This window comes from Pseudocolwellia sp. AS88, from assembly GCF_030551755.1.
GTDB lineage: Bacteria > Pseudomonadota > Gammaproteobacteria > Enterobacterales > Alteromonadaceae > Pseudocolwellia.
In genome coordinates this window covers 97,709-124,199 of sequence record NZ_JAUPEC010000012.1, presented here as the reverse complement: position 1 = coordinate 124,199, position 26,491 = coordinate 97,709, and the positions used below count along the sequence as shown (strand labels likewise).

General features: G+C 36.7%; 23 protein-coding genes and 1 riboswitch. Of the genes, 15 read left to right on the top strand and 8 right to left on the bottom strand.

What is annotated here, in order from left to right:
• Window positions 1-126: 126 nt before the first annotated feature.
• Window positions 127-684: a GNAT family N-acetyltransferase gene (locus tag Q5N69_RS10550; RefSeq protein ID WP_304368879.1), complete on the top strand. Its 558-nt coding sequence runs from the start codon at window positions 127-129 to the stop codon at window positions 682-684.
• 32 nt (window positions 685-716) lie between these two features.
• Here Q5N69_RS10550 and Q5N69_RS10545 read toward each other — a convergent pair whose 3' ends face one another.
• On the bottom strand, window positions 717-962 hold the full coding sequence (locus Q5N69_RS10545; RefSeq protein WP_304368878.1) for a hypothetical protein: 246 nt from the start codon (window positions 960-962) through the stop codon (window positions 717-719).
• Window positions 963-1,077: 115 nt separating this feature from the next.
• Complete coding sequence (locus Q5N69_RS10540; protein ID WP_304368877.1) at window positions 1,078-1,518, bottom strand: hypothetical protein; 441 nt, start codon at window positions 1,516-1,518, stop codon at window positions 1,078-1,080.
• 356 nt (window positions 1,519-1,874) lie between these two features.
• On the opposite strand from Q5N69_RS10540, the gene Q5N69_RS10535 reads away from it, so the two are divergent.
• Window positions 1,875-2,837, top strand: a complete 963-nt coding sequence (locus tag Q5N69_RS10535; protein ID WP_304368876.1) for an integron integrase — start codon at window positions 1,875-1,877, stop codon at window positions 2,835-2,837.
• 662 nt (window positions 2,838-3,499) lie between these two features.
• On the opposite strand, the gene yihA is transcribed toward Q5N69_RS10535, so the two are convergent.
• Window positions 3,500-4,147 (bottom strand): ribosome biogenesis GTP-binding protein YihA/YsxC, encoded by a 648-nt coding sequence (yihA, locus tag Q5N69_RS10530; protein ID WP_304368875.1) that lies wholly within the window; start codon window positions 4,145-4,147, stop codon window positions 3,500-3,502.
• Window positions 4,148-4,349: 202 nt separating this feature from the next.
• Between yihA and Q5N69_RS10525 the strand changes: the two genes are divergently transcribed.
• The 9 genes from Q5N69_RS10525 to Q5N69_RS10485 all read left to right on the top strand — a co-directional run bounded on the left by Q5N69_RS10525 (window position 4,350) and on the right by Q5N69_RS10485 (window position 15,416).
• On the top strand, window positions 4,350-5,579 hold the full coding sequence (locus Q5N69_RS10525) for a cytochrome c (protein ID WP_304368874.1): 1,230 nt from the start codon (window positions 4,350-4,352) through the stop codon (window positions 5,577-5,579).
• 184 nt (window positions 5,580-5,763) lie between these two features.
• On the top strand, window positions 5,764-6,438 hold the full coding sequence (locus tag Q5N69_RS10520) for a hypothetical protein (protein WP_304368873.1): 675 nt from the start codon (window positions 5,764-5,766) through the stop codon (window positions 6,436-6,438).
• Between the two features lie 26 nt (window positions 6,439-6,464).
• Entirely contained in the window at window positions 6,465-8,789 is a 2,325-nt protein-coding gene (locus Q5N69_RS10515; RefSeq protein ID WP_304368872.1) for a GGDEF domain-containing phosphodiesterase, read from the top strand.
• A 3-nt stretch (window positions 8,790-8,792) separates the two neighbouring features.
• Window positions 8,793-10,043 (top strand): hypothetical protein, encoded by a 1,251-nt coding sequence (locus Q5N69_RS10510; RefSeq protein WP_304368871.1) that lies wholly within the window; start codon window positions 8,793-8,795, stop codon window positions 10,041-10,043.
• 118 nt (window positions 10,044-10,161) lie between these two features.
• Window positions 10,162-10,782, top strand: a complete 621-nt coding sequence (locus tag Q5N69_RS10505; protein WP_304368870.1) for a cytochrome c — start codon at window positions 10,162-10,164, stop codon at window positions 10,780-10,782.
• 249 nt (window positions 10,783-11,031) lie between these two features.
• Window positions 11,032-12,567, top strand: coding sequence for a PAS domain-containing methyl-accepting chemotaxis protein (locus Q5N69_RS10500; RefSeq protein WP_304368869.1), 1,536 nt, complete (start codon window positions 11,032-11,034; stop codon window positions 12,565-12,567).
• Window positions 12,568-12,765: 198 nt separating this feature from the next.
• Window positions 12,766-13,863, top strand: coding sequence for a sorbosone dehydrogenase family protein (locus Q5N69_RS10495; RefSeq protein ID WP_304368868.1), 1,098 nt, complete (start codon window positions 12,766-12,768; stop codon window positions 13,861-13,863).
• Between the two features lie 181 nt (window positions 13,864-14,044).
• Window positions 14,045-14,416, top strand: coding sequence for a PA2779 family protein (locus Q5N69_RS10490; RefSeq protein ID WP_304368867.1), 372 nt, complete (start codon window positions 14,045-14,047; stop codon window positions 14,414-14,416).
• Between the two features lie 40 nt (window positions 14,417-14,456).
• Window positions 14,457-15,416, top strand: coding sequence for a PA2778 family cysteine peptidase (locus tag Q5N69_RS10485; protein WP_304368866.1), 960 nt, complete (start codon window positions 14,457-14,459; stop codon window positions 15,414-15,416).
• A 149-nt stretch (window positions 15,417-15,565) separates the two neighbouring features.
• Here Q5N69_RS10485 and thiE read toward each other — a convergent pair whose 3' ends face one another.
• The 5 genes from thiE to thiC all read right to left on the bottom strand — a co-directional run bounded on the left by thiE (window position 15,566) and on the right by thiC (window position 21,632).
• Window positions 15,566-17,167 (bottom strand): thiamine phosphate synthase, encoded by a 1,602-nt coding sequence (gene thiE / locus Q5N69_RS10480; protein WP_304368865.1) that lies wholly within the window; start codon window positions 17,165-17,167, stop codon window positions 15,566-15,568.
• Window positions 17,168-17,340: 173 nt separating this feature from the next.
• The gene (locus Q5N69_RS10475) at window positions 17,341-18,141 is read right to left on the bottom strand and encodes a thiazole synthase (RefSeq protein WP_304368864.1); all 801 of its coding nucleotides are present in this window, start codon (window positions 18,139-18,141) and stop codon (window positions 17,341-17,343) included.
• An 18-nt stretch (window positions 18,142-18,159) separates the two neighbouring features.
• Window positions 18,160-18,393: a sulfur carrier protein ThiS gene (gene thiS, locus Q5N69_RS10470; RefSeq protein WP_304368863.1), complete on the bottom strand. Its 234-nt coding sequence runs from the start codon at window positions 18,391-18,393 to the stop codon at window positions 18,160-18,162.
• A 1-nt stretch (window position 18,394) separates the two neighbouring features.
• Window positions 18,395-19,636, bottom strand: a complete 1,242-nt coding sequence (locus tag Q5N69_RS10465) for an FAD-dependent oxidoreductase (RefSeq protein WP_304368862.1) — start codon at window positions 19,634-19,636, stop codon at window positions 18,395-18,397.
• Between the two features lie 19 nt (window positions 19,637-19,655).
• Window positions 19,656-21,632, bottom strand: a complete 1,977-nt coding sequence (gene thiC, locus Q5N69_RS10460; protein WP_304368861.1) for a phosphomethylpyrimidine synthase ThiC — start codon at window positions 21,630-21,632, stop codon at window positions 19,656-19,658.
• A 207-nt stretch (window positions 21,633-21,839) separates the two neighbouring features.
• Window positions 21,840-21,939: riboswitch (TPP riboswitch) on the bottom strand.
• Between the two features lie 167 nt (window positions 21,940-22,106).
• Here thiC and Q5N69_RS10455 point away from each other — a divergent pair.
• The 4 genes from Q5N69_RS10455 to Q5N69_RS10440 are packed head-to-tail and all read left to right on the top strand — an operon-like array spanning window position 22,107 to window position 26,475.
• On the top strand, window positions 22,107-23,813 hold the full coding sequence (locus Q5N69_RS10455; RefSeq protein WP_304368860.1) for a M1 family metallopeptidase: 1,707 nt from the start codon (window positions 22,107-22,109) through the stop codon (window positions 23,811-23,813).
• 47 nt (window positions 23,814-23,860) lie between these two features.
• Entirely contained in the window at window positions 23,861-24,994 is a 1,134-nt protein-coding gene (locus tag Q5N69_RS10450) for an S-(hydroxymethyl)glutathione dehydrogenase/class III alcohol dehydrogenase (RefSeq protein ID WP_304368859.1), read from the top strand.
• A gap of 18 nt (window positions 24,995-25,012) precedes the next feature.
• A complete protein-coding gene (gene fghA, locus Q5N69_RS10445; protein WP_304368858.1) occupies window positions 25,013-25,876 on the top strand; it encodes an S-formylglutathione hydrolase in 864 nt (287 codons plus the stop codon).
• An 11-nt stretch (window positions 25,877-25,887) separates the two neighbouring features.
• Window positions 25,888-26,475, top strand: coding sequence for a HutD family protein (locus Q5N69_RS10440; protein WP_304368857.1), 588 nt, complete (start codon window positions 25,888-25,890; stop codon window positions 26,473-26,475).
• The last annotated feature ends 16 nt before the right edge of the window (window positions 26,476-26,491 follow it).

The window sequence follows — 26,491 nt, the reverse complement described above, 5'->3', positions numbered from 1 at the left end:
AATTAAGCTCCTGTAATGCAAAATAAGATACAAACACGAAGTGGGTAATGCATTTGATACCCTGATTTAGAGGTGTTCTTATTATTTTTTATAAATTCTACAGCCTCGTTATATGCCTAGGAGATATTGGCGTTGAAATTGATTCCTGAGTTAGAAACTGAAAACTTGATTATTTCCGTTTTAACCCCTGACGATTTTGAATTACTCGTCAAATATGAAAGTGATAATCGTAGCCATTTATCACCATGGGAGCCAAAAAAAAACGCAGAGTACTTTGGTTTGGAAGAAACAAAAAAACGTGTAGAGTTAAACTTTGAAAATTTTCATTTAGGCTCTTCAATTTCTCTTGTTGCCTTTGATAAAAGTAAATCTGAAATTATTTGTTTATGTACATTTTCAAATATAGTTCATGGTGCGTTTCAAGCTTGTAATCTTGGCTATTCAATCTCTGAGAAAAAGCAAGGGGCAGGTTTAATGTTTGAAATGCTCCAAGCATCAATACAGTACGTATTTACTGAATATAATTTACATAGAGTAATGGCTAATTATATTCCATCAAATATTCGTTCTGGCAAGTTATTAGATAAACTAGGATTTCAAAAAGAAGGGTTGGCAAAATCTTATTTAAAAATAGCTGGTTCTTGGCAAGATCATGTTTTAACATCAAAAATAAATCAGAGTTAAATCGGCATATAACAAGTCACTTGTTATACGTACTATTGTTCAGTGTGTTTTTTTATTGAATTCTTAATCGCATCAACCTGTGCTTTTTTTCTTTTACGGCAATCGATTCGATCTTGAACATGCCCTTGTTCACACTTCGATGCTGTATCATTACTTTTTAGTAAACCGATAACAAGGTCGTCAATATGCCCTGGACGATCTTGAGTGTTATTATTCCTTGAATTAGTATCAGCGCAAGAATATAAAAAGAAAACCAGAATAAATATTAAGTATTTCATAAGTGAATTTAACCTCCATGTACGTATAACGCCCTGTTAACAGGCAAAAAATTGTTGGCTAAAATGTTGAGGAACGAAAACAGCCAACTGTTTTTTGTCCTTGTTTAACAGCTTGTTAGGCATTGCTTACACCGAATGAATGGTAATAAGAATTTACTTTAGAGCTTTTGAAAAAGTAATACCATAAAGCCGCGATAAAAATAAAACTAATTGATAAACCAGCTAAACTACCGTACCCAAATAAAACAAAAATTGCCGACCAATAACATAAATTTCCCCAGCGTGACCAATATAAACCTTTAGCTGTTGCAAGGCATAAATATGAAATGGAGCCAATAAAAACTAAAAATAATGGACCAGCCCCTGAAAGCCAAAATTCACTGTAACTTAAGCTTTCACCATTAATTTCATAAGTTGCGCTTGGCCATGGCCAAAAAGAAAACAATAGTAATGGGATGAAAGTAGCTGCGTTAACCCCATACATAAACATAAAAAGCCAAGGCATCTTTTTACCTGATTTGAATAAAAGAATAAGCGTATCAAAAAAAACTTTCATATAACTTCCAAATCTGAAAAATGCCTAACAGCTTATTATGGAGACTTCTCAGTAATGTCCATCCCATAAAATTAATTTATTATTGCTTAATATTCCATAATTTCAATGAATTAGAAAGACTAAAATTTTATAAAATAGTTCTAGTTGGATATTACTAAGACTTCTCAGTAATATCCAATCATCACGTAAGTAATTAAACCAATATTTTTCATAAGGTTAGTTTGTTTTTTTAATGAGTTAACCCTGTTTATTAGCACTTACTGAGACTTCTCAGTAATATCCCGTTGATATAATATTTGATATTTATTTACCTTAAAACCACGCTGTACATAAATACAGTAATAGGGGTTTTAAAAATGTCTACATCGCCTTTTCTTGAAAGTATCCGTCATATCCTCCGAACAAAGCATTACAGTATTCAAACTGAAAAAGCGTATCTGCTATGGATTAAACGATTTATTCTCTTCAACCAAAAACGACATCCCAAGGATATGGGACAGCAAGAAGTCAGTAATTATCTCACTCATTTAGCAGTTAATAGGCAGGTAACGTCCTCAACTCAAAACTTGGCATTATGTTCAATTGTTTTTATGTACAAGCATGTCTTTGAAAGAGAACTCACCTTACTATCAGATACCGTTAGAGCAAAAGCCCCTACCAGAGTGCCAATGGTATTATCAAATAAGGAAGCGACTGCAATTATTAATAAATTAAAGTCTCCTTATCACCTAATGTTCAGTTTGCTCTATGGCTCTGGATTAAGAAAAGCTGAGCTGTTAGCGTTACGTATCAAAGATATCGATTTTGACGGGAATTCAATTTATGTCTTTCGTGGTAAAGGGGCTAAGGACAGAATGACCTTATTGCCTAAAATCCTTATAGAGTCGCTTAAAGAGCAAATAGAGAAAGTAGAAAACCTACATCGTAAAGACTTAGCAGAAGGAGAAGGGAAAGCGAGTTTACCGTCTGAATTAGCACGTAAATATCCAAAAGCAATTACTGAATTTAAATGGCAATACCTATTCCCGTCTACAGTTAGATGTAAGCATCCAACAGGTGGTTATTTTTGTCGCCACCATTTACATTGGACTTCATTGTCAAAAGCACTGAGAGCTGATGTTCTAAAAAAAGGCATTCGAAAACATGTCACCGCACATACCTTTCGTCATACTTTCGCGACTCAATTATTAATAAATGGAGCTGATATTAGAACGGTACAAGAGCTACTTGGTCATAATGATCTGAAGACTACTCAAATATATACCCATGTTATTAGTCAACATTCGTCCGGAACTCTAAGCCCACAAATGGTAGGTTAAAAGCCTATGGCGCTTTGTGCTTCATACCGCCATTTAATCATACAAATTTAATACCTAAAATCATATTAATCTAATGCCCGCTTTGGTATTTTCTAGTCAAATATAATTTTTGACCTTATATATTCCTGATGAAATTTAGAACAATTTTATTATCTAACGCAGGGCTGATTTTCATCGGTTCAAATGTCACTTGATAAGCTTAGGCTAAGATCCGGTTTTGTATCTTTGCTGACCTTATTGGATCGTTGACGAGTTACAAAATTTTTCTCAGATGTAACATAAATGTTAAATTTTCTCATCGTGTGACGCATTTCTCATTATTTGTGACGATCCACACCTCTCAAAATCACTACACTTGAATTATTTTCATTTATTTTAGAGTAATTGCTTTACTTTAATAGAGTACTTACTCTATACTTCACTTGCTCCTAACGGACAGTTTATTGAATTTTAAGTTTTCCCCAAAAAACTTATTACTTTGAGCCAATATTAAAATATTGGCTTTTTTTTTACCCAAAATTTACCTCGCTGCTTTTTTCTTTTGAACTTTTCTATTTTCAAGGCTAAAAATTAAATCAAAAAAAGCCCTGTAACAAGGTTACAAGGCTTTAACTGAATCGTGATTGTTAACGTATTTAAATAGTTAACTCTGATCAGTGATTTTATTCTTCAATCATTTCGTCTTCTGCAAGTTGTTCCATATTTTCATCTTCAAACCAAGCTTGAATAACGGCAGTAGCTTGCTCTGAACCTGTACGCTTTAACGATGAGAAAGCTTGAACAGTAATATCAGCATTTAAATCTTTTAATGCTTTTTTCACTTTAAGTACTTCAGTACTGCGTTGACCTTGTGATAATTTATCGCATTTGGTTAACAAAGCTAAAATAGGTAGTTCACTGTCCACTGCCCATTGAATTAAGTCTTTATCTAAGTCTTTTAATGGATGACGAATATCCATTAAAATAACTAAACCTTTTAAGCATTGGCGTTTTTCTAAATATTCACCAAGGGCTTTTTGCCATTTAATTTTCATTTCTAATGGCACTTTTGCGAAACCATAACCAGGTAAATCGATTAATCGTTTATTTTCTGCAATTTCGAATACATTAATCAACTGTGTTCGACCAGGTGTTTTACTGGTTCGAGCTAAACTTCTTTGATTCGTTAAAGTATTTAATGCGCTTGATTTACCTGCGTTAGAACGGCCAGCAAATGCGACTTCTATTCCACTATCATCAGGCAACCGACGAATGTCTGGCGCACTGAGTGTAAACGTCGCTCTATGTAAATTTATGCTTGATGATGACAAAATAGTTTCCAATAACAATAATAATTACCTCATTATATCTTTTTTTTCCTTTTAAAAATAAAAAAACTCATAAAAAATCACCTTATTTTTACTATGCTTATTACACGCCGCGATATTTTGTGTAAAATACTGCCAGTTTTTATATACACTTTTTTTGATTAGGCGAATTCGCTTAGTTAAAGACGAGAAGAGATCTTTTCTAATGAAACGTTTTATTTTTTCTATATTAGTTCTATTTACAGGAATGAATGTTGCTGTTGCCGCTGGTGATATTGAAGCCGGTAAAGGTAAAGTAGCTGTGTGTGCTGGTTGTCATGGTGCTAACGGTATTAGTGCAAGTGACACTTATCCAAACCTTGCAGGTCAACATGCAGATTATATTGTAAAACAACTTAAAGCTTTTAAAAACGGTACTGACCGTAGCAATGCTTTAATGAGTCCTATGGCTGCAGGCCTATCTGAACAAGATATGATGGATATTGGTGCTTATTACAATAGCTTGCCTCGCACCCCTGTTGAAAGTGCTGCTGGTGGCGATGCAACAGCGAGTTCTGCTCCTGCTGCTAAATATGAGCCTGATCCAGTTGCTGGTAAAAGTTTATATGAATTAGGTGATGCCTCTCGAGGTATTGGTGCTTGTATAGGTTGTCATGGTAAAGATGGTAACAGTGATGTTCTTATCTACCCTAACCTTGCTAAGCAACACCCTGAATATATTCAGAAACAATTACATAATTTCAAAGCAATGGAAAATCGTGCTAATTACGCGATGAACAAATTTGCAGGTCAAATGACTGATGAAGAGATTTTAGATATTGGTGCTTACTTAGCTGACACTCAAGCATTAGCTAATGTTAAACCGAAAAAAGTTATTGCAGTTGCTATAACTGCCGAAGTGCTAGCTGGTGAAAAGAAAGCAGCCACATGTGTAGCATGTCATGGCCAAGGCGGTAATAAACCAATTGCTGACTATCCAAGATTAGCGGGTCAAAGTGCCCAATACCTAGTTAAGCAATTAACTGAGTTTAAGAGTGGTGTTCGTGCAAATGCTGTAATGGCAGGAATGGCTGCAGCACTTTCTGAGCAAGACATGACTGAATTAGCAGCTTACTTTGCTGCGCAAAAACCACTTGCTGGCAACGGCAAAGGTTCAGAAGTTGGTAGCAAGATTTATTACGGTGGTAAGGTTAATCATGTGAATCAAGCAATTACAGCTTGTGTAGCTTGTCATGGTGCTACTGGTAAGGGCATGGCTAAAGCTGGCTTTCCATCTTTAGCAAACCAAAGTGCTGAATACATTACAAGCCAACTTAAACAATTTAAGTCTGGTGCTCGTGCTAACGATAAAGCAAGCATGATGCGTAATATTGCAATGAAACTATCAGACAATGATATTGATGAATTAGCGCAATTTGTTGCAACATTAAAATAACCTTTTAAGCGTTTAATAAAAAACAGCATTTAATATGCTGTTTTTTTTTGCTTTATATTTACAAGATATTTACTTCCGCATTTTTTTAGACGCTAAATAGCTGATCTTAGTTGTTATTTTTATACTTATTGATACTATCAATTTCTTACCTATACTTATTATTTTAATCATGGGAAATTTACTGTTGTTTAATAAACTATTTGCTCAAGTAAGATTTTTGATTATTGGTGTTTCTCTTTTTGTAACGGCTCTGTCTGCAAATGCTAATAACTCCCTTAAAATTAATATTGTTGATGTTAACCAAAAACCATTAGAAAACATGGTGGTTTATCTGGAAGCCGTTGACCATAAAATCACAAAAAAAAATTCATCAACATTAGAAGTCGGTCAGAAATATAAATCATTTACTCCATACATCAGCGTTATGCAATTAGGCAGCGATGTCAGATTCAATAACCAAGACAATATTACTCATCATATTTATTCTCCTGTGGGTGATAATAAGTTTTCAGTAAAAATACGTTCTGGCGAACAAGTCATGAAAACTGATTTTAACACCGTGGGCGAAGTTTCAATGGGTTGTAACATTCATGATTGGATGAGTGGTTATTTGTTGATTGTTGATACCCCCTTCTTCACTAAGTCAGACAAAAATGGTGATTCAGAAATAATTATTGATAAACCAGGTCAATATAAAGTGATTGTTTGGCACCCTCAAATGGATGAACCTAACAATCGAATAGCTAAAACAATTACTGTAAATAGTACAATGGAAGTGTCTATGCAATTGTCTAAACCTATGTTTGACATTCCAACGCAACAAAACGAAGACGACTTCGATTTTTTGTCTGATTACTAATTAACAAGTAAAGGTAAAGCTTTAGTATGAGAAGCCTAAAAACTAAAATATTTCTATTTTTTGTTTTGTTATTATTACTGGTTCAGTCCATTGCATTATGGACTCTAGTAAAAGGTAATGATGCCCAAGAACAACAAGAAATTAGCAACAGGCTTAATACTGCTAAAACTATATTTACTGAACAATTTAATAGTCGACGTGATTACTTGGCAGCCTTTTCCGAAACAGCTGCAAAAGACTACGGCATAAAAGATGTTTTTGAAGGTGACACTCGTAGCTTGTTATTTGCTTTAAATAACCACCGTAAGCGCATAGACGCAGATTTAGCTATGGCTATTTCTGCAGACAGTATTATCAGTGCACAATTACAAGTTATTCAAGTTAACAACAATAAAAACAAAGTACAAAAAGGCTCTGAGCTAGGTAAAATATTTAAATATACAGAGTGGTTAGAAAGCCAAGAAAAAGCACACCTCTATTTTCTTGACGGTATTTTATATCAACTCAGTTTATCGCCTTTAACTGTTGGTTCATCAACTATTGGCTGGTTAGCGTTTGGCTTTGAAATAAACCAAGAACTGGCTAATCATTTTTTAGAAATAACTCACCTACAAGTAGATTTCATTCTTAAGCAGGATGATGAGTGGCTTTTAGTTGCCTCATCAAACCCTACTGCCGATGTTAACTTCGCTAAAACCATTGTTGAAGGAAAAACACCTGAACAATACATAGGTATTGGTGAGTTAATTACAGAATTTGATAATCAGCCTTTTGGCTTGGCTATGTATGCATTAAGAGCTGATATTGTAGAGGTGTTACAAAAACAATGGTGGCAATTTTTAATACTTGCTTTCATTACTTTATTACTTTCATTGGCGAGTGCATATCTGATTGCCTCTTCTATCACTAAGCCGATAAAGCGTTTGGTAAAACAAGCTAGAATGATCGCCCAAGGTGATTACCAACAAAAAATTGATTTAACAGACAACGGTGAACTAGGGCAACTTGCAAACGAGTTTAATGTTATGCAACAAGCCGTTTTGGCTCGAGAAAAAGAAATCACTCACAGAGCCAATCACGACCCGTTAACAGAACTTCCTAACCGTAATATTCTAATGAAATACCTCAATCAGTTAATTATTGATAAAAGTTGTTTTCAGTTATTTCATCTTAATTTAAGTCGTTTAAAAGACGTCAACGAAACATTAGGTCATGACGTAGGTGACTGGCTTATTCAACGAACTGCTGAAAGGCTATCGAAAATATCAACATTTGATTTACTTTGTCATCTTGGCGGTGACGAATTCATTTTAATCATCAAAAAACAAGATCAACATTCAATTCCCGAACTCGTAAACAAAATTAATAACTCTTTAGAAAACCATTGTGATTACGGCGGCATTAATCTTCAACTGCAAGTACGCATTGGTATTTCATCGTTTCCTGAGCACAGTAATGTTGATAAAACACTATTACAAATGGCAGATACCGCTTTACAAAGCGCACGTAAAAGTAATGCAAATTACTTATGCTACGACAAGTCATTAGACGTCAATAGCGTTGAGCGTTTGAATCTGATCAACGATTTAAAAAGCGCTATTTCAGATAACCAATTAGAACTTCATTACCAACCTAAATTAGATTTAAAAACCAATATTGTGACTCATGCTGAAGCACTAGTACGCTGGTACCATCCAACTTTAGGTATGGTTCCTCCTGACAATTTCATTCATATTGCTGAACAAACGGGTCAAATAAACAAGCTGACACAATGGGTAGTTTCTACTGCACTTAAACAATCATCCATTTGGCGAGCAGACGGAATTGACCTTAATATAGCCATAAACATTTCTGCTGAAGATTTAAAGGAAGCTGATTTTTATGACTTTATTCGTAATGCGATTACCACAAATAACGTTCCAGAAAATAAAGTAACGTTAGAAGTTACTGAAAGTGCAGTTGTTGATAACCCAGAAGAAGCGATTAAGTTATTACAACGCTTTAAAGATGCTGGCATTAAAATATCAATAGATGATTACGGCACAGGTTACTCATCGTTAGCTCAGTTAAAACAATTGCCGGTACATGAACTGAAAATAGACAAGTCATTTGTACAACATTTACATGAAGATGAAGACGATAGAATTATAGTAAGATCAACCATTGAATTAGCTCATAACATGGGTTTATCTGTAGTCTCAGAAGGCATTGAAGACGACTTCTCTTTACGTTGGTTAGCAGAGCATGATTGCGAACTTGGACAAGGCTACTATATTAGCCGACCTAAACCGACGAAAGACTTTACTACTTGGGTGAAAGAGCAACTATCATCTAAGACTGAAAAAGGTTAACTCGTGCATAAACAAATTGCCGCCTTCTTATTCTCTCTAAGTATTGCACTTTATCAACAGAGCTATGCTTTTGAGGTAGAAGTAAACTTTCATGGCCTACTAGACTTAAGAGCCACAGCTACAGATTCCTTAACAAGCTATACAAATGGTAGTTACGGTAAGTTTGGCTCTGATGATGGTAATGAATTAACTATTTCAAATGCTGGTGGACAACTGACTTTTGCGTGGGACAATGGGATAAGCGCTCACCTTGTTGCTAATGCTTATAATAACAATGGCGACTTCAAACTAGGACTTACAGAAAGCTACCTTAAATATTCAGGTTTACCTAATGCTTCTGGCTACCGTTGGCAAACCAAACTTGGCGTGTTTTATCCTAAGATATCCCTCGAAAATAATGCCTACGCTTGGGCGAGTAAAAACACATTAAATTCGTCCAGTTTAAATACTTGGATCGGTGAAGAAATCCGAGTGCTTGGTAACGAAGTTACGCTAACCCGCCTAGGTCGCATTAATAATAATGCGTTCGATCTATCACTTAGTCTCAGTGCTTTCATTAATAACGATCCCTCTGGCAGTATGTTGTCGTGGCATGGTTGGACAATCAGTAATAGACAAACCATATATTATGAGAAAATCCAACTGCCTAACTTTACAGCACGAGAAAAAGGTTACGCATTGTTTGAGCAAGCCTCAAGTTCAGACCCTTTTCTAGATGTAGATCATAAAATTGGTGGCCATATTCGAGGTGAAGTTAAATTTCATAAAAAAGGTACTATTTCAGCAGGCTACTACAACAACAATGGCACCCCTTACATTGTAGAAGATGGTCAATATGCATGGAAAACACGTTTTACGCATGTTGAGTTAAGCTGGTTGCTTCCTAAAGGTATTTTACTAACTAGTCAGCTGTTGAAAGGCGATACGTTAATGCAAAATCCGCAACAAATGGACGTAGTAAATAACGATTATACTAATGGTTATATTGCCCTTTCCAAACGTATAAAAGCCCACAGAATAACGTCTAGAATTGAACGTTTTGATGTAAAAGATAACGACACAACAGTAGGTGATGATAATACGGAGCGAGGTAAAGCCTTTACCTTAAATTATACTTACCGACTATCAAAACCTTGGTTTTTGTCGGCCGAATTCACTTGGCTTGATAGTTATCGTCCGGCGCGAGTTTATACCAACGACCCAATTAATTTAACCGAGCGCCAACTTAGCTTTTCAGCTCGCTATTTTTACTAATTTTATTGAATATACATGGGAATATATTTAACAATCATCAAATTAGTGTAAAATGCGCTCATATTCCCTTATTTAACCCATGATACGCTAAGTACTAGCGTTAACCTGAGAGTCATTTATGAAAAAAATACTTTTCACACTTTTATTAGGATTAGGCGCATTCAATACAGCATCAGCTGTTGAAGGCGACGCTGAAGCTGGCAAAAACAAATCAGCTGTTTGTGCAGCATGTCATGGTGTAGATGGTAATAGTGCAGTTGCTATATACCCAAAAATTGCTGGTCAGAGTGCTACTTATCTAGCAAAACAACTTGCTGACTTTAAATTAGGTATGTCTTCAGGTGGTAAAGAAGGACGTGCAGATCCAATCATGGGTGGCATGGCTATGGCTTTATCAGAACAAGATATGGCTGACTTAGCTGCGTATTTTTCTTCACAAAAACAGTCTCCAGGTTCAGATACAACCAATGAAACGGGCAGAAAGTTATACCTAGGTGGCGATTCTTCACGAGGTATTACCGCTTGTGTTGCTTGTCATGGTGTTACAGGTAAAGGTATGGAACAAGCTGGTTTTCCTTCAATTGGTGAGCAAAATGCAGCTTATATTCAATCTCAACTTGAGAAATTCCGCTCAGGTGCACGTGCAAACGACAAAGCTAGCATGATGCGTAACATTGCTATGAAGTTAGAAGATGCTGACATTGAAGCATTAACGCAGTTTATTGCTTCCTTAAAGTAAGCAACTAACTGAAGATAAGTATTTCTAAATACATCATGCTCAAAGCCACTATTTGCTAGTGGCTTTTTTATTGCAATACTCTTCATACTTTTATGTAAACTCTCTTTTACTCTAAATACCAATCAATTAATAAAAACATAAGCGATTGATAAATAATCCAAATAAATAATTCATAGATTGTATATTATTTTATTTTTGGCCTACAATTAGTTACGTAATTATCATAAACACTATTATCAGGTAAATAATATGAGCACTTCAGGGAATGAAATAACTTTCTTACCAACAGAACAATTAATATCAATCACAGACTTAAAGGGTGATATTACTTATGTTAATGACGACTTTTGCCGAATAGCTGGTTATTCAAGAGAAGAACTGGTTGGGCAACACCATAATATTGTTCGTCATTCTGATATGCCAAAACAAGCGTTTGCTGATTTATGGGCTAAGTTAAAACGTGGTGACTCATGGCGAGGTATGGTTAAAAATCGCTGTAAAAATAATAACGACTATTATTGGGTAGATGCTTACGTAACGCCCGTTTATGAAAATAATACTATTATTGGCTATCAGTCAGTGCGAACTTGTCCAACTCAAGAACAAAAAAACGTCGCAACAAAACTCTATCAAGATCTAAATTCAGGAAAATCTATAGCAGAATTCTCACTTAACATTTCATTAAAGCGCATACTCGCGGCGATTATTGTATTAGCGAGCACTGCATTTATTGCGCTAAATTTGGGCCTGTTGGCAGCACTTATTCAGTTTGCTACTTTTGTTTTATTTATTCTTGTTTTTACCGAAGAATTAATCATCTTACCTGGTTATATCAAACAAATTAAAAACAAATACGATAGCCCATCTCGCTTGCTGTTCGCAGGAAAAGGAATGGCGGCTCTATTAGAATATCCTTCGTTATTACAACAAGCTAAAGTTCGAACTATATTAGGTAGGAGTCGAGACTCAGGTACATTTTTATCTCATTTAGCTTCTGATTTATCGCAAAGTTCTGAACAAACATTAGCGGGATTACTTGAAGAAAATAACCAGCTAGATCAACTAGCAACTGCGATCACCGAAATGAGCGCTACTATCAGTGAGGTGAGCAAAAACACCAACGATGCTCATGACAAGGTAGTCGATATTGTCGAAGAATGTGATCAGTCAATTAACACCATGGATGACAACGAAGTAAAAATTAATAAGCTTTCACAAGAAATTGGAAATGCGGCAGAAAGTGCACAAGGTTTAGTTCAAGATGTTGATAATATAGCCCATATAATGGCCGAAATTACAGGTATAGCAGACCAAACTAATTTACTTGCGCTTAACGCAGCAATTGAAGCTGCGCGAGCTGGTGAACAAGGTCGAGGCTTTGCTGTTGTAGCGGATGAAGTAAGAACTTTAGCCAGTCGAACACAATCAGCTACCGAACACATTAGTAAGTCTGTAATCACTTTACAAAACACCTTAACGTCATGGAGCGATATTATGTTGCTCAGTCGAGACAATGCTAATCAATGTGTAGTTAGTACTAATGATACTAAATCACGCATGAACAACATAAAATCTATGATAGATAACGTAAGCAATATTACTGCACAAATCGCTACCGCAGCTGAAGAACAAAGCGTTGTTGCTGATGAAATTAATAAAAATATTTATACCATTGAAAGTATTTCAAAACAAAACACCGCAAGTGCAGAGCATGTTGATGAAAATAGTACTCAAATGACTAAAAACGCTGATGAGCTAGAAGGGTTAAGTTCTACATTTCGTTAAATAACCAGAGTTCAAGGTTAAATATAAATAGGTAGCTATTTAATAGCTACCTTATTTTCAGTGTTTGTACTGCGCTAATTTTTCTTACATTGCTCAATTTAAAATAAAGAATAGATATACTTAGTTACAGGCTTATACTTGAAAAACCTTATACTCCAAGTAATATTGATATTATTGTTTCCTAATTATTGAGCTAACATGAAATTTAGTATTTTTGTTGTCCTTTTAATATCTTTTACCAGCCAAGCTACTCAACTAAAAGAACGTATTACTGACTTACAACAACCCACAGATATAAAGTTTTTCCCAGATTCTAGTGAGCAGTTATTAGTTGCAGGTAAAGAAGGACAACTCAGCTTCACGGACCTATCAAAAAACACCACAAACTTAGTACATGACTTTGATGTAAAAAGTGGTTCTGAGATGGGACTTCTAGGCTTAGCGTTTCATCCTTCTTACAATGAAAAACAACCTAAAAACAACTTCTTATTTATTAATTACTTCCCTAAAAAAGGAGAGCGTAGAACACGTGTTTCTAGATTTTCTCTTAATAAATCAGGAGATAACTACAGCCTAGCGAACGAAAAGATCATCTTAGAAATAGAACAGCCCTACGGAAATCATAATGGCGGTCAAATCGCTTTTGGCCTTGACGGTTATTTATACATTGGTATGGGCGATGGTGGCTCGGGTGGAGATCCTAAAGGACACAGTCAAAATACTAAAACCTTGCTAGGTAATATGTTGCGTATTGATATAAACACAACTGACGATATTCCATATGCAATTCCACAAGATAATCCTTTTATTAATCAAGCTAATTTTGAGCCTGAAATTTGGGCTTACGGTTTAAGAAACCCATGGCGTTTCTCATTTTATCAAGGTGTACTCATTGCCGCCGATGTTGGACAGCATAAATATGAAGAAATATCGATTGTAGAAAAAGGTCAAAACATGGGTTGGAATACCATGGAAGCTAGCCATTGTTTCGAGCCTAGAAAGAATTGCGACACCACAGGCTTAACCTTACCTAAATTAGAATATGGTCGCGACCAGGGTCAATCAATTACAGGTGGTTATGTTTATCAAGGCGAACTAAATACTGAACTGAAAAACCATTACATTTACGGTGACTTTGTTTCAGGTAATATTTGGAGTGTAGAATACCCTTCTTTCTCATCACCTACTAAATTACTATCTAACCAAGGTAATATTTCAACCTTTGCCATAGATGCCAATGGCGAAATTTACGTAGCTGAATTTGGTAAAGGTATTGTCTATCAGTTAGTGCCTTAGAAACATAAATATTATGTTTCTTGAGTAATGCTTGATAACAATTGAGTTATAGAAAAAGTATCTTGAGTCTATATTACTTAATTAAGGTATAGTGGGAGTGGTAAAGCACTTCTTTATCACATAGCATATTCGATCTTATCTCTTAAAATATAAGATTCACATTAAATAGGATTGTTAATTTATGAATAAATATATAAAAACTACCTTAGGTTGTCTGTTACTTATATTAGGGTTGGGACAAGTTTCGGCCGGAGTGTATGGTTCAGAACAGGTACTTGCAACTCAACAACATAGCTATAATAAACAACATGTCTTGGCTTTTGTAGATTCAGATGCTGTGCAACAAAAGTTAGCAGCTTTAGGTGTAAATCAAGCTAATGCAAAAATGCGTATCGCTAACATGACACAAGAAGAATTAGCATCTTTAAATACACAGATGAATGAAATGCCAGCAGGCGGAATAGTAGGTACTGTTGTAACTGTTCTGGTAGTAGTTGCTGTACTTGATGTAATGGGAATTACAGACGTCTATCCTTTTATTAGACCTATCTAATTCCTAATGTTTCAAAAGGAGTATAATCATCAAGACTAGTATGTTTGTTAGTATTTTACTATTACTCACTGCCTGTCAAACTCCAATGCAAACCAAAGTGTTATTATCAGATAATCACTTTGGTTTTAGTCAACACAACATTCAAAATGTACCATTTTATCCTCAGCAAGCATTTTTCTGTGGGCCGACGACTCTTTCAGAAGTAATAAACTTTTATGGTGGTAATGCTGCACCTAAGGATATTGCACCAGCTACTTTCATTCCGGAACTAGAAGGCACATTACAAGTCGAAATGATTTCTAGTGCCCGTCAAAATGGACTACTTGCCTATGCAGAACGAGGTTCTTTAACCCAATTACTAGGCTTGGTGAGAGATAATATCCCCGTTATTGTACTGCAGAACAACTCTATATCGATGTTTCCAATGTGGCACTATGCTGTGGTTATAGGATATGACCTTGCAGAAGAAAATATTATCTTGCACACGGGAGAAACTAAAGCACATAAGCTGAATCTAGCCACATTTGAACGCACATGGCAGCGTGGTAATTATTGGTTTTTAGCCGCTGTACCTAGCAATGTTAGCAGTCAGCACTTTAACAAGTTTATCTATACCAAAGCAGCCCAAGATTTACTAAGCACAGGAAAAACTGGTGCAGGCTTGACGGCTATGCAGCGTGCCAGTCAAGAATGGCAAGACTACTGGCTACCTTATTTTTTACTTGCCAATCATTATTTGCCAACTAACCCCAGAATTGCAGCCCAGTGGTACCAGAAAGGCTACCAGTTGGCGCCAGCCGGAGTGCAGACTCAAGTCCCGTACCTAAATAATTATGCCTATGTGTTGGCTAAACTTGGTTGTAAAGACAAAGCAAACATATTGATTGAGCGAGCTTTAGCACTGTCACCAGAAGCGGAGAGTGTACTTGATACAAAGCAACAAATTAAGCAGTCTGCCTCTCAAGAAACAGCGTACTGTCAAGCAACAAGTCTAAACTAGTTAAACGTCAAAAAATTTCTGACATTATTTCTTCTCACTGAGAATTTAACAACAGATCATACCCATTACTAATATTAGTTAACTGACTGATGATGAGGTTGATAGCATTTCGGAAGTTAAATTGAATAAAAATCTACTCATACGAGATGTCAGGTATTACCTAACAGTTTTTGAAATAACTTAACTGACTCTTCAGGGTTTTCAGCTTCGGTGATCGCAGTTACTACCGCAATACTATCAACGCCTGTGGCTAAAACTTCAGGCGCTCTCTCATGATTAATTCCACCAATGGCAACAACGGGAATATCAGTGGCTAAACTTAAGATATCCGCTAGATTTTCGACACCTTGAATTTGCCCTGTCATATTTTTTGTTTTGGTGGGATAAATAGCCCCAATCGCCAAATAAGATGGCTTTAACTGCTGCGCTAATAAAAACTCGTAACAACCGTGAGTACTAATACCTAAGCGAATTCCTGCTTTATGTATTTGCTCAATAGGTGTTGTTTGCAAATCTTCTTGCCCAATATGCACGCCATAAGCGCCATGCTTTATCGCCAGCTGCCAATAATCGTTAATAAATAAACGAGTTTTATAAGGCTTAGCGAGATCTACCGCTTCAGCAATAATGGCATCAAGTTCAGCCTCGGTTTTATTTTTTATCCGCAATTGAATAATCTGTAAACCTAAAGGTAATAAACGCTTTAACCAATAAAGTGAGTCGATAACGGGATATAAACCTAACTTTTGCTCGCTTGTATTATCTGTGTTGTTTGAATTAAGCGTATTCTGCTTTAATCCTAAAGATTGAAACGCAGATAGCTCTTGATATTTAAGATTAATATTTGATGAAACTACTGGAAAAGATTTCTTATCCGTTGGCCAATAAGTTTGCGTAAAAGCACCGTAATGATCATGCTTACCCACATTTTCACTTAAACCTTGGTTAATAAATGCCTTAGTTAAAGTAAATGCATCTCGAACTAAATGCCCATGTGCAATGAAAGACGCTAGTGCACTAGCGAAGCTACAACCTCCGCCATGACTGTAATGGGTATCAATTTTAGGTGAACATAAGCCATACTCAATGGTTTCATCTTCACTCATTTTACTTGAGTCATCATCAGTTAAAGTATGTAAGCAATAGTCAAAACAAGCTGTGTGGACTTCAATATTTGCACACTTAATTCTTGCTATATCTTCACCTAAAACATGCCCACCTTTTATGATGACCGACTTAACTCCTAACGCCATAATCTCTTGCGCTAAGCTTTTTACCTGTATAGATGATGACGCAACCAACCACTGTGCTTCTTTACTGTTTGGCGTTATAACATCCACCAGTTTTAACAAAGACTTAAGTTGAGTTACTGATAAGTTAGAAAACTTACCACCAACAGAAGCATGACCAACAGGATCGTAAACCACCTTGATTTGTGGATACTGCTGTTTTAGTGTTTCTAAGAAATCAGCTAACCAATTCACCTGCTCTTCATTCACTAACAAACCAATTTTTATCACACTAGGTATTTTGTCATTCAGTAATAACTGCGCCTGTTGAGCCAAAATTTCTACCTTAACAGGATTAACTGATAGCAATATTTGCGAATTTTGTATGGTATTCGCTGTACTCAAATGACACACCTCAACACCCAGCACATGCCCTGTTTTAATATCTGCGGCAATGCCAGCGCCACCAGAGCAGTCGCTACCAGAAATAGTCCAGATAATCGGTTTATTCGGTTTTGTCATTTTATTTAATTCTCAAAAATAGTAATGTTTAATCTGTATCAACTAATAAATGAAACCATTTATCAAATAACTTAAAGACAAAGTTAGTTTGCTTTATTGCAAGGCAAATACGCGGAGCCTAGTTCACTAGGTGAGCATATTTAACGCCGCTATAGAACAAAATAACGCAGTATTTATGAGTTATTTTGATGCCAAAATGGGGTGGAAAGTGTCGGTGTGCTGGGATGTGCAGTTTGTCTTTCTGGCATCGTCCCACCTGAATAACCCAACTCCCCTGCTTGCAACGCCAACGAAAACGCCTTTGCCATCATTACAGGATCATCAGCTAACGCTACTGCACTATTAAGCAAAACTCCGTCATACCCCATTTCCATCGCCATGCATGCATCTGACGGCTTACCTATTCCCGCATCTAAAATCAGTGTGGTATTAGGTAAACGTAGGCGTATGGTTTCTAGGTTATAAGGATTCATCAAACCTTTACCTGTGCCTATTGGTGAAGCCCAAGGCATAACGACTTCGCAACCTAAATCACTTAATCGCTGACACAAAACTAAATCGTCAGTGCAATATGGCAATACTTTAAAACCTTGCGCAATCAATTCTTCTGTAGCTTTAAGTAGTTCTATGGGATCTGGCTGTAGGTTATATTCATCACCAATCACTTCTAACTTTATCCAATCAGTATTAAAAATCTCTCGGCTCATTTGCGCCAGCGTTATAGCTTCTTTAGCGCTTTTACAGCCTGCTGTATTAGGCAGTAAAAAACCGTTAGTTTGGTTAACAATATCTTGAATATATTGCCAAATTTGAGCGCCTGAATTTTCTTCAGGATTTTGTCTTTTTAACGACAGTGTTACCACTTGCGAGCCACTTGCTAAAACCGCATCTTTCATCACTTGAGGTGACGAATACAAAGCACTGCCAATCAATAAGCGACTCTTTAATTCTTGTCCGTAGATTGTTAACGACATAAAACTCTCCTTTACGGGCTAACCGCCTTGGATAGGAAACAACACATCAATACTGTCTCCTTCTTTTATTGGTGTTTGGGCGTAATCACCTCTGCCAACAAAGTCACTATTTAACGCCACAGCAAAAGTAGTTTGCTGCTGATATTCATTCAGAAATTGTTCTAATGCTTGTGCAATAACAAAATCATCTGTTTCAGACTTAGTGTCATTAATAACTAAAGTGAAGCTTTTCCCGTTTATAAAAACATTCATATCAATTAATACTCTTATTGTGTTCGTGACTTATTGACAATAGATGTGAATACTTAAAATGTGCGTAATCACTTTCATCTTTATTAGCTAAACCACCATTTTCATTATGTAATTTAATCAATTCATTCACTTGAGCTAACACCACAGGTGCAATTAAATATCCATGTCGATATAAACCATTAACATGCACGGTGCGTTTGTTAACAATAATTTTTGGTTGATTATCACTAAAAGCTGGTCGACATTGCGCAAGTTGTTGAACAACGCTCGCTTCAGCAAACCCCGGATGAACACTGTAAGCGGCACTCAACAACTCCATTGATGAACGTACTGTCATAGGTGACATATCATCACTTTCAATTTCAGTTGCGCCTACAGCAAAATGTCCATTTCCCTTGGGAGCAATATAAAGCTGATACCTCGGATGCATTAAGCGGATAGGACGAGTTATATTAACGTCAGGTGCATAAAGTCGAAAAACCTCACCACGCACCGCACGTAAATCTGATAACTCAGTTTGCTTATTCTCACCACGACTAATCTGCTCTCTAATATCAGCACTAACATTTGACGCTTTAACTGGCTTAGCACCTGTGCCTCTACAATCAATAACCAGATCAAATTTTTGTGTTATGTACTGCTTATTCAACCCTTCTATATTAGTGCTTTGGTAGCTGATTTCCGTATATTCGTCAGCAGAATTTATTTCAATAACTTCAGTGTTACTCAACCAAGAGATATCTCCTGCTTTAAGCTCTGACGCTAAAGCAGTAAGTAATTCGCGATTATCTAATTGCCCTTCCTCAGGTAAAAATAATCCTTGGTTAAAAGCCCGACCAATATCAGGCTCAAGATCTTCCAATTGATTACGATTTAACGCTTCAAGGTTATGTTGCGGATAATGTGCTTTGATATAACGCGCAAAGTGCAGATAGTCACCTTGATCTTGCGTATGACTCACCATAATCGCGCCTTTTTGCTGAAAGAAAACATCTTGCTTAAGTGTCGCCAGCAACTGTGGCCACAACTTAAGAGATTCCATTCCCATTTCAACAATATTAGGTTCGCAATGCATGGCTTCGCCTAAGGGCGTAAGTAAAGCCGCCGCTGCATAAGCCGAACTGTTGTGTGCTTTGATGTCATCTTTGTCTATCAAAGTTGGTTTATAACCTTGTCGAGTTAACGACAAAGCTATAAGCCTTCCTATCAAACCAGCACCAATAATGGCGATGTTATTTTTCATGATCAGTTGTCACAAACCACTAAACTTTTGCGGGATGATAAATTTCACTACCCGTTGCTTTGAATTCAGCAGACTTTTCTTGCATCGCTTTTTCAATCGCGTCGTCTGACGTTAAGGTTATTGTTTCATCAAGCAATTGAATTTTGATTGAATTTTTATCCAAGTCAGCCGCGTAATCTCGCACTTCTTGAGATATTTTCATTGAACAGAATTTAGGACCACACATAGAACAGAAATGCGCGACTTTACCTGATTCTTGCGGCAGTGTTTCATCGTGGTAAGACTTAGCCGTTTCAGGGTCTAAACCTATGTTGAATTGATCGTACCAGCGGAATTCAAAACGTGCTTTCGACATCGCGTTATCACGGATCTGCGCGCCAGGATGTCCTTTAGCTAAATCGCCAGCATGAGCAGCAATTTTGTAAGTAATTAAGCCTTCTTTCACATCATCTTTATTAGGTAAACCTAAATGCTCTTTAGGCGTTACATAACAAAGCATGGCACAACCGTACCAACCAATATTAGCAGCACCAATACCTGAAGTAATATGATCGTAACCTGGCGCGATATCTGTCGTTAAAGGACCTAAAGTATAAAAAGGTGCTTCACCACAATGCTCTAACTGCTCATCCATATTGGCTTTTATCATATGCATTGGCACATGACCCGGGCCTTCAATAATGGTTTGCACGTCATGCTTCCACGCAATTTTAGTTAATTCGCCTAAGGTATGTAGTTCGGCAAATTGTGCTTCATCATTGGCATCAGCTACTGAACCTGGGCGTAAGCCATCACCTAATGAAAATGAAACATCGTACTGTTTTAAAATTTCACAAATATCTTCAAAGTGAGTGTATAAGAAGTTTTCTTTATGGTGCGCTAAACACCATTTCGCCATAATTGAACCACCGCGCGAAACAATACCTGTTACTCGCTTGGCTGTCATAGGCACGTAACGTAATAAAACGCCCGCATGAATAGTAAAATAATCAACACCCTGCTCGGCTTGTTCAATTAAGGTATCGCGGAAAATTTCCCATGTTAGATCTTCAGCCACGCCATTTACTTTTTCTAGCGCTTGGTAAATAGGTACTGTACCAATTGGCACTGGCGAATTACGTAAAATCCATTCACGGGTTTCATGAATATTTCTGCCCGTTGATAAATCCATTACTGTGTCAGCACCCCATTTAGTTGACCAAACCAGTTTTTCAACTTCTTCTTCGATTGAAGAAGTAACAGCTGAGTTACCGATATTAGCGTTAACTTTAATTAAAAAGTTACGACCAATAATCATAGGCTCACATTCAGGGTGATTAATATTTACAGGAATAATTGCTCGACCACGAGCCACTTCATCACGAACAAATTCAGGGGTAATTTGCTCTGGAATACTCGCACCGAAAGATTGACCTTTATGTTGCTGAAGTAATAATTCATCTTTTACCTCTTCACGCTTTAAGTTTTCACGAATAGCTATGTATTCCATTTCAGGTGTGATGATGCCTTGGCGAGCGTAATGCATTTGAGTAACATTTTTACCCTTTTTAGCAATGCGCTTAGTCGGTAGATGTTCAAAACGTATTTCATCAACGTTTTCATCGTCAAGACGTTGCTGTGCAAAGGTTGAATTTGTTGTAGTGAACGTTTCAACATCATCACGCGCATCAATCCAAGTTTCACGAAGACGCGGAATGCCTTTGTGTACATCAATTTCAACATTTTCATCCGTGTAAAAACCTGAAGTATCGTATACACATAAAGGGGCATTTTTTTCGTATTGCGGATCGTCTTTAGGGCTACCTGGTAATAACGTATCGGTTAAAGTGATTTCACGCATGCCTACTTTGATGTCGTGAATTTGACCCTGTACGTAAACTTTTTTAGAATTTGGAAAGGACTGATCTGAAACGTTTTTTAGAAAAGCTTCGGCGGCTTCACGCTTTTCACGTCGGGTTTGTGATTTTTCGTTCTTATTTAACTTCGTTGTTGTCATTTCTCTCACCTGATTTATTTGTGATCAATAAAAAATAGGCGGAGCTTAAGGTGATAAATACCCAAATAGATCGATGTTTTACACAGCACGAAAAGAACTATGTAAATACATGAACTATATACCAAACGCATTAATGAATTAATCAACTTGGTAATAGGTACTTATGGATGTGTATAAACGAGAAGTAAAGTTTTGAGTTGGTGGTGATAAACTTTACACCTTGTTCCCTTCGCAGATACTAATCTGAATCAGGTTCTACGGATCCCGCTTTCGCGATCTCAGCCTTTTGGCACTCCGACAAGTCTTAGCTAATTAATTAGCCTATGCGTTAACTTATATTGACAGAAGTTAAACGCGACATGATTCTAACGTGAAATATTAAGCGCAAGCAAATATTATTTCTGCGCTTGTTATGGTGTAATACGCTATTACTAATATGAAAAACTAACGCCTTATATTCTTCATGGAAAAGCAATGACAATGTTTCAACGTAACTCAACAGTCTTCAGTCTAAAGCGATTAATAACAAACTTATTATTTATCGCAGTTTTATTACCAAGCTCACAGGCTTTAGCAGCACAACTTTTTGCGTCTAAAGGTGAAGTGACTCAACAAGATATTTTACGCGGTTCAATTACACCTGAGCGTTCATGGTGGGATTTAACTCATTATCATCTTGATATAAAAGTTGACCCAGAAAACAAATCTATTTCTGGCACAAACACCATGAAATATGTGGTTTCAAGCCAACAAAAAGCACTACAAGTAGAGCTACAGCAACCTTTAACATTATATAAAGTGACTCAAAACGGCCAAACTTTAACCTTTACTCAACAAGGTTATTCGTATTTTATTAATGCTTTGCCTAATGCCGAAATAGGTAAAGAATATGCGGTAGTGATGCATTTTTCAGGTATTCCAAAAGAAGCGATAAAAGCTCCTTGGGATGGCGGTATTACTTGGAATAAAGACGAAAATGATATCGATTTTATTGCTTCATCTTGCCAAGGTTTAGGCGCAAGTATTTGGTGGCCAAATAAAGATCATGCCTACGACGAACCTAATGATGGCGTATTAATGAGTGTTGAAGTACCAGAGCATTTGTTTGATGTGTCGAATGGGCGCCTCACTCATATTGATCACAACAAAGCAGCTAAAACCAAAACTTATCACTGGGAAGTAACAAACCCAATTAATAACTATGGCGTAAATATTAACATTGGTGACTATGTTAATTTTAATGAAGTTTATCAAGGCGAAAACGGCAAGCTTGATATGAATTATTATGTTTTACGCGATAATTTAACTAAAGCCAAAAAGCAATTTAAAGAGGCAAAGCGCACCATTGAAGCATTAGAACATTGGTTTGGTCCTTACCCATTTTATGAAGACAGCTACAAGCTAGTTGAAGCACCTTACTTAGGTATGGAACATCAAAGTTCAGTGACTTATGGCAATGGTTATCAAAACGGTTATTTAGGTTCAGACCGCAGTCAAACAGGTGTTGGCATGCTTTTCGATTTTATTATTGTGCATGAAACAGGTCATGAGTGGTTTGCCAACAATATTACCAGCGTAGATATTGCTGATATGTGGATACATGAAAGTTTTACGAGTTACTCTGAAAGCTTATTTGTTGAGTATCATTTTGGTAAAGAAAAAAGTTTCGAATATGTGCGTGGTCAACGTATGAATATTAAAAATAAAAGCCCTATCATAGGCACTTACAATATTCATCAAGAAGGCTCTGGCGACATGTACGACAAAGGCGCCAATATGCTGCATACCATCAGACAAGTAGTCAATAACGATACCACTTGGCGCGAGTTACTACGAGGCTTGAACAAAACATTTTTCCATCAAACAGTTACCACTCAACAGGTTGAGCAATACATCAATCAAACAACAGGTCATGATTTTTCAAAAGTGTTTGATCAATATTTAAGAGATATACGTATACCTACCTTGGAATACTTTGTTAAAGGTACCATATTGAAAGTTAAATGGAGTAATGTCGTTGACGATTTTACTATGCCCATTAAGATTTTTATCAATAATAAAGAAACATGGATCACACCAACGTCAACATGGACAGACGTTGAAATAAAAACAGCTGATCCAACTATCTCCGTAGATCCTAATTTTTATGTAAATACATTAAATATATTGGGCAATCATTAGATTGAAACTCTACACTTTAAAAAATTTAACCGTGAAAGGTATCAAGCATGACTGACAAATTTATTAAATCAAAAGCCGCTATCGCATGGGGTCCAAACCAGCCATTAAGTATTGAAGAAGTCGATGTGATGCTGCCAAGAAAAGGCGAAGTATTAGTAAAAATTATCGCTTCAGGTGTATGTCATACGGATGCATTCACTCTTTCTGGCGAAGATCCAGAAGGTATTTTTCCAGCCATTCTTGGTCATGAAGGTGGCGGTATTGTTGAACAAGTTGGCGAAGGTGTAACAAGCGTTGCCGTTGGCGATCATGTTATTCCACTTTACACACCTGAGTGTCGTGAATGTAAATTCTGTTTATCAGGTAAAACGAATTTATGTCAGCAAATCCGTGAAACGCAAGGTAAAGGTTTAATGCCTGATGGCACCACACGTTTTTATAAAGATGGCCAACCTATTTACCATTACATGGGCTGTTCTACATTTTCTGAATACACAGTTTTACCTGAAATCTCATTAGCTAAAGTAAACCCTAAAGCACCGCTTGAAGAAGTTTGTTTATTAGGTTGTGGGGTTACAACAGGCATGGGCGCAGTAATGAATACCGCTAAAGTTGAAGAAGGCGACACTGTTGCTATTTTCGGTTTAGGTGGCATTGGTTTATCTGCAATTATTGGTGCAACCATGGCAAAAGCTTCACGCATTATTGTTATCGACATTAATGAAAGTAAGTTTGATCTTGCTAAGAAATTAGGTGCAACAGATTGTATTAACCCGAAAGATCACGACAAACCCATTCAAGACGTTATCGTTGAATTAACAGATGGCGGTGTAGATTACTCGTTTGAATGTATTGGTAACGTAGACATTATGCGTTCAGCACTTGAGTGTTGTCATAAAGGTTGGGGCGAATCAGTGATCATTGGTGTTGCGGGTGCTGGCAAAGAGATTTCAACACGTCCGTTCCAACTGGTTACAGGTAGAGTATGGCGTGGCACAGCATTTGGTGGTGTTAAAGGTCGTACAGAATTACCAGAATATGTAGAGCGTTACTTAGCCGGTGAATTCAAATTAGATGACTTTATTACTCATACCATGGCACTTGAAGGTATTAACGATGCTTTTGATTTAATGCATGAAGGTAAGAGTATTCGAAGCGTTATTCATTTTAATCATAAATAAGCCTGGCGAAAATATATTATGGTAACTCACACTCATTCAACACAAAGCAGCTTAACTCAAGTCAGTAACGTGAAAATGTTTGATGGTAAACAACAACAGTTTACTCATCAATCAATTAGCACAAACTGTGTTATGCAATTTGCGATTTACTTGCCACCTCAAGCTAGTGAAACTAATAAAGTACCCGTTTTATATTGGCTTTCTGGCTTAACTTGTACTGATGAGAACTTTGTACAAAAAGCAGGTGCACAGCGTATTGCCGCTGAATTAGGTATAGCGATTATATGTCCGGACACTAGTCCGCGCGGTGAAAATATTGCGAATGATGAAGGTTACGATTTAGGTCAAGGTGCTGGTTTTTATGTTAATGCGACCCAAGCGCCTTGGGCTGATCATTACCAAGTGTACGATTATGTGGTGAATGAACTGCCTGAGTTAATTGAAGCTAACTTTCCTGTATCAAATCAGCGAGCCATTAGCGGACATTCAATGGGTGGTCATGGCGCTTTAACTATTGCGCTAAAAAACACATCTCGCTATTCATCGGTATCTGCTTTTAGCCCTATTGTTAATCCTATTAACTGTCCTTGGGGTCAAAAAGCATTCACGGCATACTTAGGTGAAAATGTAGAAACATGGCGAGAATACGACGCCTGTGAGCTTATAAAGCAATCGTCACCACAGTTACCTATGTTAATTGAGCAAGGTTTAGCAGATAATTTTTTAGCTGAGCAACTTAAGCCTGAAAACCTAATAACACAAGCGGAAGCAGCTAACTACCCGATCACCATAAATCAGCATGACGGTTATGATCACAGTTACTTTTTTATCGCGAGTTTTATTGAAGAGCATATACGTTTTCATGCTAAATACTTTAGCTAAAACAAACTGACATGATTAACATAATCGCCCCTAAACAATTCAAAACAGTTGCATGGAAAAATGGCTTAGGCGAAACCACAGAACTGGCAATTAATAGTGGCGGAACGTTAAACAATTTTGATTGGCGTTTAAGCATGGCGAGCGTAGTTGAAGATGGTGTTTTTTCTAACTTCACTGGCTACACTCGCAATCTTATTTTAATTGAAGGTAACGGACTAAACTTACAACACAACGACAGCAAAATAGATAAACTCAATAACTTACTTGATATGGCGACCTTCGATGGTGGAGATAAAACAGTAGGTAATTTACATTCAGGTGAAATAACCGACTTCAACATTATTACCCGTACCGAATGTTTTGATACCAAGGTTATTACGCAAAATAAAGCCGTTGAACATCCTCTAGAAAAAGCCGATTTATGCTTTGTTTATAGCTTATATCGCGATGCAGAGTTAGTGGTTAACACGTCTCAACAAGTTATAAAGTTAGCTGCAGGTCATCTACTTAAAATCACTAATACGCCTGAAGATGAAACTGATAACTTCGTACATATATCAGGTACTCACTTAATCATTGTTTATTTATTGCAAAAATAAATGCAGATATCATTGT

Coding starts and splice junctions, on each gene's coding strand:
- Q5N69_RS10515 (WP_304368872.1), top strand. CDS start 6,465: ATGAGAAGCCTAAAAACTAAAATATTTCTATTTTTTGTTTTGTTATTA.
- Q5N69_RS10455 (WP_304368860.1), top strand. CDS start 22,107: ATGACAATGTTTCAACGTAACTCAACAGTCTTCAGTCTAAAGCGATTA.
- Q5N69_RS10475 (WP_304368864.1), bottom strand. CDS start 18,141: ATGTCGTTAACAATCTACGGACAAGAATTAAAGAGTCGCTTATTGATT.
- Q5N69_RS10485 (WP_304368866.1), top strand. CDS start 14,457: ATGTTTGTTAGTATTTTACTATTACTCACTGCCTGTCAAACTCCAATG.
- fghA (WP_304368858.1), top strand. CDS start 25,013: ATGGTAACTCACACTCATTCAACACAAAGCAGCTTAACTCAAGTCAGT.
- Q5N69_RS10450 (WP_304368859.1), top strand. CDS start 23,861: ATGACTGACAAATTTATTAAATCAAAAGCCGCTATCGCATGGGGTCCA.
- Q5N69_RS10495 (WP_304368868.1), top strand. CDS start 12,766: ATGAAATTTAGTATTTTTGTTGTCCTTTTAATATCTTTTACCAGCCAA.
- thiS (WP_304368863.1), bottom strand. CDS start 18,393: ATGAATGTTTTTATAAACGGGAAAAGCTTCACTTTAGTTATTAATGAC.
- Q5N69_RS10505 (WP_304368870.1), top strand. CDS start 10,162: ATGAAAAAAATACTTTTCACACTTTTATTAGGATTAGGCGCATTCAAT.
- Q5N69_RS10545 (WP_304368878.1), bottom strand. CDS start 962: ATGAAATACTTAATATTTATTCTGGTTTTCTTTTTATATTCTTGCGCT.
- Q5N69_RS10540 (WP_304368877.1), bottom strand. CDS start 1,518: ATGAAAGTTTTTTTTGATACGCTTATTCTTTTATTCAAATCAGGTAAA.
- thiC (WP_304368861.1), bottom strand. CDS start 21,632: ATGACAACAACGAAGTTAAATAAGAACGAAAAATCACAAACCCGACGT.
- Q5N69_RS10440 (WP_304368857.1), top strand. CDS start 25,888: ATGATTAACATAATCGCCCCTAAACAATTCAAAACAGTTGCATGGAAA.
- Q5N69_RS10535 (WP_304368876.1), top strand. CDS start 1,875: ATGTCTACATCGCCTTTTCTTGAAAGTATCCGTCATATCCTCCGAACA.
- Q5N69_RS10500 (WP_304368869.1), top strand. CDS start 11,032: ATGAGCACTTCAGGGAATGAAATAACTTTCTTACCAACAGAACAATTA.
- Q5N69_RS10525 (WP_304368874.1), top strand. CDS start 4,350: ATGAAACGTTTTATTTTTTCTATATTAGTTCTATTTACAGGAATGAAT.
- thiE (WP_304368865.1), bottom strand. CDS start 17,167: ATGACAAAACCGAATAAACCGATTATCTGGACTATTTCTGGTAGCGAC.
- Q5N69_RS10465 (WP_304368862.1), bottom strand. CDS start 19,636: ATGAAAAATAACATCGCCATTATTGGTGCTGGTTTGATAGGAAGGCTT.
- Q5N69_RS10490 (WP_304368867.1), top strand. CDS start 14,045: ATGAATAAATATATAAAAACTACCTTAGGTTGTCTGTTACTTATATTA.